This window comes from Methylophaga muralis (genome assembly GCF_001720165.1).
Lineage (GTDB): Bacteria > Pseudomonadota > Gammaproteobacteria > Nitrosococcales > Methylophagaceae > Methylophaga > Methylophaga muralis.
The window spans coordinates 19,095-27,122 of the sequence record NZ_MCRI01000031.1; the positions used below are offsets into that span (position 1 = coordinate 19,095).

Genomic DNA, 8,028 nt, shown 5'->3' on the forward strand with positions numbered 1-8,028 from the left:
GATGAACTGCAGACATTGTGAAAAACCATTAACTCATACGTTTCTGGACCTTGGTCTGGCACCACCCTCCAATGCCTATTTAAGTGCTGAGCAACTTACCCAGCCAGAAACCAAGTTTCCATTAAAATTGTTTGTATGTGACAAGTGTTGGTTGGTGCAGACAGAAGATGTCACTGCTGCGGATAACTTATTTACCCATGATTACGCCTATTTTTCTTCAGTTTCACAGGGCTGGTTATTGCATGCTGAGCGCTATTGTCAACAGATTACCCAACGGCTGAAATTGGATCAGCATAGCCTGGTAGTAGAAGTCGCTGCGAATGATGGTTATTTATTGAAAAACTTCGTGGCGGCAGCGATTCCTTGTATTGGTATTGAGCCTACAGCCAGTACTGCTGCCCATGCTGAAACATTGGGGATCCCGATAATTCGTGAGTTTTTTGGTCAACAATTGGCACAACAGCTTATTGAACAAGGCAAACAGGCAGACCTCATCATCGGCAATAACGTTTATGCACATGTACCTGATATTAACGATTTCACAGCGGGATTAAAGACCTTACTTAAAAGTGAGGGAACCATTACGTTAGAGTTTCCGCATTTGCTTCAGTTAATACAGCAACGACAGTTTGATACGGTTTACCACGAGCATTTTTCTTATCTGTCTTTGACTACGGTCTGTCAGATCTTTGACAGCGTTGGATTGCGAATTTTTGATGTGGAAACACTTCCTACTCATGGGGGTAGCTTACGTATTTATGGTTGCCATGACGGTGATAAACGTAGCACTCAATCTGCTGTCAGAAAATTATTAGAGGAAGAAAAAACGTTTGGTTTAACCAGCTTGCATACCTATACCGGATTCCAATGCTATGCCGATCATATTAAACAAGCTTTACTTGAATTTTTAACAGAGCAAAAGCATTTAAATAAATCAGTAGTAGCTTATGGAGCCGCAGCGAAAGGCAATACTCTGCTTAATTATGCTGGTGTCTCAACCGACTTACTACCTTTGGTTGTTGATGCTGCCGCCTCAAAACAGGGTAAGTTTTTGCCAGGTTCGCATATTCCGATTTTAGCGCCAGAACAAATAGCGATAAAACAACCGGATTATGTATTGATTTTGCCGTGGAATATTGCTGAAGAGGTGATGCTGCAGCAGGCACATATTCGCCAATGGGGCGGGCAGTTTGTGACCGCTATTCCGCAGTTGAACGTTTTGCCATGAAATTACTGGTAACAGGGGCGACCGGTTTTATCGGAAATCATTTGGTTGCTCAAGCGCTTCGACAAGGGCATGAAATCACCGTTATTGCACGCGATAAAACTGCTGTTTTAAAAGCGGACTGGGGGAAGCAGGTTGCTATTATTGAAGCTGATATAGAGCAATCTGCAATGCAGTGGCCTGACTCAATAGCGAGTCATGATGCACTCATTCATCTGGCATGGAGCGGGTTGCCGAATTATCAAGCAAACTTTCATCTGGATCAGGTTTTACCGGCTCATAAGCAGTTTTTACAAAGCATGATTGAGGCAGAGATAAAGCATATTCTGGTTACCGGAACCTGCCTTGAATATGGTAAACAGGAAGGTCAGCTGACTGAATCTATGCAGGTATTTCCAGATATTCCGTATGCTCAGGCAAAAGAACAGCTTAGGCAATGGCTGGTTTCCATGCAGAAACAGCAATTTTTTAAGCTTCAATGGTGTCGTTTGTTTTATACGTATGGCTCAGGTCAAAATCCTAAAAGTCTGTTATCTCAATTAGAAAAAGCAATTGAAAATGGCGACCCTTTTTTTAACATGTCTGGTGGTGAACAGTTAAGAGACTATTTGCCCGTTGAGGTGGTGGCGCAATACTTGCTTAAAGTCTTAGAACGCCAAGATTTCAATGGAATACTCAATATATGCAGTGGCCAGCCGATAACCATATTAGATTTAGTGAAACAGTTAATTAATGAACGTCAAAGTAAAATAAAACTTAATTTAGGCTATTACCCATATCCAGACTACGAAGCAATGGCTTTTTGGGGCGATGCAAAAAAATTAAAAAAATGGGTAACATCCTGAATAAAATGACATTAGGGGACACAAATGAAAGCTGAAGTTAAACCCAGAATTAATCTAGAGGAGCGCACTCCTTTACAGGATGTCATTCCTTTAGCTACACCGATGATCTTATTTGTCGATCCTGCCAGTGCCTGTAATTTTGAGTGTACTTTTTGTCCTACGGGCCATAAGGATCTGATTAAAGATACTGGCCGTTTTGTCGGAAGAATGAAATTCGAAGTCTTTCAGAAAGTGATTGATGATCTGGCAGGTTTTGATAAACCGATAAAAGTGCTCAGAATGTATAAAGATGGTGAGCCGTTATTGAATAAAGAGATGGCGAAGATGGTTGCTTATGCTAAACAAAGCCCATTTGTTGACTATATTGATACCACAACTAACGGTTCTTTGATGACACCAGAGCGCATGGGACCTATCCTTGAGGCCGGCTTAGATAAAATTAATATCTCTGTTGATGGCATGAATAAAGAGCAGTACAAAAAATTCACCAATTTCAACTTTGACTTTGAACAGTTTGTTGAAAACGTCAAATGGTTATATGCCAATAAAGGCAATTGTGAAATTGTGATGAAAATTCCTAAAGAGCTGATTACTGAAGATCAGCAACAGGAGTTTTTTGATGTGTTCGGCGATTATTGTGATCGTATTTCCCTGGAAAACTTTGCACCTTGTTGGCCTCAATTTGATGTCGAAGAAAAAACCGGGATAAAAATTACCGAAGGTATTTATAACCAACCGATTACGCGAACGGATACTTGCCCATATATTTTCTATGGTATGTCGGTCAATGCGGATGGTTTGGTTAGCTCATGCTTCCTTGATTGGGAGAGACGCTTGATTGTAGGTGATGTGCGTGAACACAGCTTACGAGAAATATGGAACTCGACCGAATTTAATGAACTACGCCTTCAACATCTGGAAGGAAGACGCAACGAACATCCTGTCTGCAATAACTGTGGTCAGCTGACTCACTGCTTGCCAGATAATATTGACCCTTATCAACCTGTTTTACTGAAAAGATTCAAGGCACATTTGGCGAACCGGTAATGAAAGTTCTTCACCTCACGCCACACCTTGGTGGTGGCGTTGGACGGGCATTATCAGGTTTGCTCCAACCATCGGAACATAATGTGGAGCATGTGTTTGTTTGTTTGGAACAAGCCGAAAAAGATCATTTTATAAAGTTGATCATCGCTGCTGGCTACCAGGTAATAGTCGACCCTGATGAACAACATCTGAAACAACTGATAACCGATGCGGACATCGTGCAACTGGAATGGTGGCGCCACCCAACAACGATTTCGGCTTTATTAAAATGCTGTCATCTGCCAGTGAGGCTGGTGGTCTGGTGTCATGTTTCTGGCTTATATAATGAGATTATTCCCCATGCTTTATTGGAAATGTCCTCACGTTTTATTCTGACTTCAGCTTGCACCTACCAAGCTGAATCAATACAGTCTTTGCCGGAATTACACAAAGCAAAGTTGACGGTTATTCATAGTAATAACGGACTGGAAAATTGGCCCAGATCGACAGCTTGTGATTCACAACAAGAACTTTCCGTAGGCTATCTGGGAAGTTTTAACTTCTCTAAACTGCATCCTGACTACATTTATTATCTGGATAAAGTTGAATTAAAACCATTTGAAGTGACGATGATTGGTGATGCCTTGAATGCTGACAAATTGACAGCTCAAGTTAAGGCTCTAGGTCGAACTGATTTGTTAATGTTTACTGGTTACATTCATGATGTCGCCAAACCGTTAGACAAAATCAATGTTTTGGCGTACCTGCAAAACCCGAGACACTATGGTACGAATGAAAATGCCTTGCTTGAAGCAATGGCAATGGGCATCGTTCCGGTGGTGTTAAATAACCCGGCTGAATGTGAGATTGTAGAAAACGGTAAAACCGGTCTAGTGGTTAATGATCAGGCGAGTTTTGCTGAAGCCATTCTGTGGCTGCAACAGCATCCCCAACAACGAACAGAAATTGGGGAAAATGCAGCAGCATTTGTTCGGCAGCGTCATTCATCAGGGAAAATGCAGCGAGCCTTTGATGAACAATACAACTTGGCAATGCAAACACAAAAACAGACGATTGCCTTTGACCAAATTTTTGGTGATACGCCTTCAGAGTGGTTTTTATCCTGCCAACAACATGCCGACTTGTTTAAAAAAGATGGCTCTGTTGAGGCACCCAAGGACGATTATCTACGCTACAGTATGAGTGAAGAGACTAAAGGGTCGGCAGTACATTTTCATCGATATTTTCCACAGGATGAATTGCTTGCGAAATGGGCTGGAGGAGTAGCTTCATTATGCTGAGGCGATTTGATTCATTACCCGATATGAAAATGGTTGACCAATTGCTATACCAACTGGTCGACCAAACCATTGCTGATCCAAGCCGTCAAGTAGATAAACCACTTGTTTTATATGGGGCCGGAAATTTGGGCCGGATGGCGAAAAAGTATTGCGATCGGCTAGGTATTGCTATCGAAGCAGTGGTTGATCAGCAAGCAGAGCAGCATCGCCAAGATCCATTCTGGCAGGATCTGACCATACTGCATCCGGAGCACGTTTCTGAGGAAATAAAACAATCATCCCTATTGGCTATTTGTGTTGCTAATAGTGTGTATTCACAGTTATGGAAAACGTTAACTGAACAGGGCTGGCAAGATGTGGCTCATTTCTACGATATAACTGAAGCCTATCGTGATAAGCATCCACTTAGTAACGGTTGGTTTTGCTCTCAGCTTTCAGCTGAAGAGGGTGAACAAATTTTAGCTGTGATGGGCCAGTGGCATGATCCCATGTCCCGAGCTTATCACCTGCAGTTCATTGCCTGGCGGCACCTTCGTGAAGACTGGCTGTTCGCTGGGGCAGATATGCAACTAGATAACCGCTATTTGATTCCTGAAGTGAAGTCAGTCATGCATCAGCAAGAAGTCATTGCCGATATTGGCGGGCATCAAGGGGAAACATCCTTATTGCTATTGGACGCTGTCAATTATCACTATCAGTCGTTATGGATATTTGAACCTGATCCTGACAATCTGTCACTGATACAGGTTAGTTTGTCTAAATTGATAGAGCGTGATCAAGATAGAATTCATCTATATGACATAGCCTTGTCGGATATTTCAGGGGCAGGTCAATTTTTTGATGGCGCGGGATATGCATGCCAACTGACCGAAATCGGCGATAAAACCGTTACTGTTAAGACTTTTGATTCGTTTGACATCCCGGTAACTTTTATCAAGTTACATCTGGAAGGGGAAGAGTTGAACGCTTTGCAAGGGGCCGAAAAGACATTAATGAAATATCGCCCCATCGTGGCCAGCACGGCCTATCACAATAGCTTAGGACTATACAAAATGGCAGCTTGGTTAATGAAAACATTAGACAACTACCAGTTCTTTTTTAGACTGCACAGTGGTTGTGGCACAGGCGCTGTAATTTATGCGATACCAACGGAACGTTATCAGCGAACCACCAATGCTGGAGTCAATCATGAAAGCTGAAGTTAAATCAAAACTCAATCCAGAAGATAGGGTTGAATTACAAAATGTGATTCCATTAGAAACACCCTTCTTGCTGTATGTCGACCCTTCCAGTGCCTGTAACTTTCGTTGTCAGTTCTGTCCGACTGGTCATATTGATTTGATTAAAAACTCTGATTACAAGCGGAGTTTGATGGGCTTAGGGTTGTTCGAAAAATTAATTGATGAGCTAGCGGAGTTTTCGCAACCACTGAAAGTGATGCGAATGAACAAGATTGGTGAACCCTTATTAAATAAACAACTTTCAGAAATGATTGCCTTAGCCAAAAATAGTGGACGGGTTCAGCATATCGATCTTGCTACTAACGGTGCTCTGTTCACCGAAGAGCTGCTAACCAAAATGATTTCAGCGGGCTTGGATCGTCTGAATATCTCATTGGAAGGCATCAATGCAGAACAATATCTGCAACACGCTAAAGTGAAAATAGACTTTCCAGAGTTTGTTAGAAAAATCAAATGGCTATATGCCAATAAAGGTGACTGTGAAGTGACCATAAAAGTCCCCGGTAACTATCTTAGCCCTGATCAGCAACGGGAGTTTTACGATACTTTTGGCGAGTATTGTGATCGAATTTTTGTGGAAAGCATTGCCCCTATCTGGCCTGAATTTGATATTGAAGAAAGAAGCGGCTTTGAGGTCAAGATGGACCAAGGTCAATATCAGCAAAGTCTGGAAGAAAAAAGTGTGTGTAGTTATCTTTTCTACGCAATGGCGGTGAATGCCGATGGAACCATCAGTGCATGCTGTCCCGACTGGGATCAAAAACTTGTCATTGGGGATTTAAAGCAGCAAACGCTTAAGCAAATATGGAACTCTGAAAAAATGCTGGAGCTAAGAGTTCTTCATCTGGAAGGCCAACGAAAGACCAATCCGATTTGTCGTAACTGTGGTCATATTAAATATGCTCAGGTTGATAATATCGATCGCTACAAAGAAGTGCTTTTAACCAAACTAAATGCGAGCAGGTAAGCAAGTGAGAAAAGATGATATTTGTCCAGCTTGCTTGGCAGAGACCCATCATTTGACCGATTGGGAATATAGTGGTCTTGATGCATCAATCTTTAATTACACCGCCAAATGGCATAGCTGTAATAACTGCGGATTGGTGTATGTCGCGAATATTGACGATGAGACGTTGGCCCAATTTTATGCCAACGAATGTAGCTATTTTGAAAATGATCATTTTGATATTACCTCACCTGCCAATGTAGCTAAATATCAGCATTACTTTGATTTTATCTCGAAGGCTGGTTTGGAAAACACACCTATTACGGATATTGGTTGTGGTCGGGGCGGGTTTTTGCAGTGGCTAAATAAAAAAGGCTGGCAAGCCAACGTTATTGGTGTGGATGTTGATATAAAAAGCATGCCTGATAACAGTCCAAAGCAAAATAGTGATGATTCACAAATCAGTTTTCAAACGGGTGGCGCATTATCATTGCCATTTGCGGTTAACAGTCAGAGTTTGTTGACTTACTTTCATGTCTTGGAACATATCCATGATTTAGATTCTGTTCTAAGCAATGCACATACAGTTTTAATGAATCAGGGACATATATTGATTGAAGTTCCGGATGCAGAAAACTATACACAACAGCCTGTCGGAACTGCTTTTTGGATGGGCATTCGTGAACATATCTACCATTATTCAGCTCAATCGTTAAGTAATGCTCTAAACAGACATGGTTTTGAAATCGTTTCCTGTCAAAGAGCGACTTTACCGACTCCTGAATTTGAGTATCCCTCGTTGATGATTTTGGCTAAAAAGACGGAGCATCCTTCACCTACTGTTTTTGAGCCGATTGGCAATATCGCAAACTACGTGACTTCTTCAAAGCTGGCGTTACAAGAACAGGCGGAGACACTTATCACTTTAGCTAAGCAAAATTCTCAACTGACTATATGGGGGATCTCAACACACCTATTTAGTCTATTGCCGAAACTAACAGGAATTGACTATCGATTATGTGATGCCAGCAAACAAAAACAACAAAGTCACTATCAGCAACAGTTGATATTAGATCCGCGGGAAATTGAGCCGGAAGCCGTGCTGGTTATTGCACCTTATTTACACGCTGAAAAAATCGAAAATGCAGCATTGTCTCTAGGCTGGCGCCCTCAGTCTATTCATCTGTTGCATTAACTAAGAATGGAATATGAAATGAAATATAAATCGGAAGATGTTCTTGAACTAGTTAAAAACCTGGGTCCTTTAGTGGATGAAATAGATCAAAGTTTTATCAACGGTGGAGTGATCTATGGTGCTGGATTTGTAGGAACGTGGGCGTGTGAGTATCTGCATAACCTTGGCGTTAAAGTGGACTGTTTTTTAGATAGGGATACTAGAAAAACAGGTTCAAAATACATAGCGTTTTGGTTAATCACCCTGAAC

At 41.7% G+C, this 8,028-nt stretch carries 8 protein-coding genes; all 8 read left to right on the plus strand.

Annotation, left to right across the window (positions count from 1 at the left end; all coding sequences use genetic code 11):
* The first annotated feature begins 1 nt into the window (after nt 1).
* A complete protein-coding gene (locus tag A9E74_RS11030) occupies nt 2–1,228 on the plus strand; it encodes a class I SAM-dependent methyltransferase (protein WP_069296674.1) in 1,227 nt (408 codons plus the stop codon).
* Nucleotides 1,225–2,070, plus strand: coding sequence for an NAD-dependent epimerase/dehydratase family protein (locus A9E74_RS11035; protein WP_069296675.1), 846 nt, complete (start codon nt 1,225–1,227; stop codon nt 2,068–2,070). Before A9E74_RS11030 ends, A9E74_RS11035 begins: the two co-directional genes overlap by 4 nt.
* 24 nt (nt 2,071–2,094) lie before the next feature.
* Nucleotides 2,095–3,117, plus strand: a complete 1,023-nt coding sequence (locus A9E74_RS11040; protein WP_069296676.1) for a radical SAM/SPASM domain-containing protein — start codon at nt 2,095–2,097, stop codon at nt 3,115–3,117.
* Nucleotides 3,117–4,397, plus strand: coding sequence for a glycosyltransferase family 4 protein (locus A9E74_RS11045; protein WP_069296677.1), 1,281 nt, complete (start codon nt 3,117–3,119; stop codon nt 4,395–4,397). Before A9E74_RS11040 ends, A9E74_RS11045 begins: the two co-directional genes overlap by 1 nt.
* Entirely contained in the window at nt 4,391–5,596 is a 1,206-nt protein-coding gene (locus A9E74_RS11050) for an FkbM family methyltransferase (protein WP_069296678.1), read from the plus strand. The genes A9E74_RS11045 and A9E74_RS11050 overlap by 7 nt, the downstream gene beginning before the upstream one ends.
* The gene (locus A9E74_RS11055) at nt 5,586–6,605 is read left to right on the plus strand and encodes a radical SAM/SPASM domain-containing protein (protein WP_069296679.1); all 1,020 of its coding nucleotides are present in this window, start codon (nt 5,586–5,588) and stop codon (nt 6,603–6,605) included. Before A9E74_RS11050 ends, A9E74_RS11055 begins: the two co-directional genes overlap by 11 nt.
* Before the next feature lie 4 nt (nt 6,606–6,609).
* Entirely contained in the window at nt 6,610–7,779 is a 1,170-nt protein-coding gene (locus tag A9E74_RS11060) for a class I SAM-dependent methyltransferase (protein ID WP_176718927.1), read from the plus strand.
* Nucleotides 7,780–7,797: 18 nt separating this feature from the next.
* On the plus strand, nt 7,798–8,028 hold a 231-nt coding region (locus tag A9E74_RS11065), incomplete at its 3' end, for a hypothetical protein (protein ID WP_218104309.1).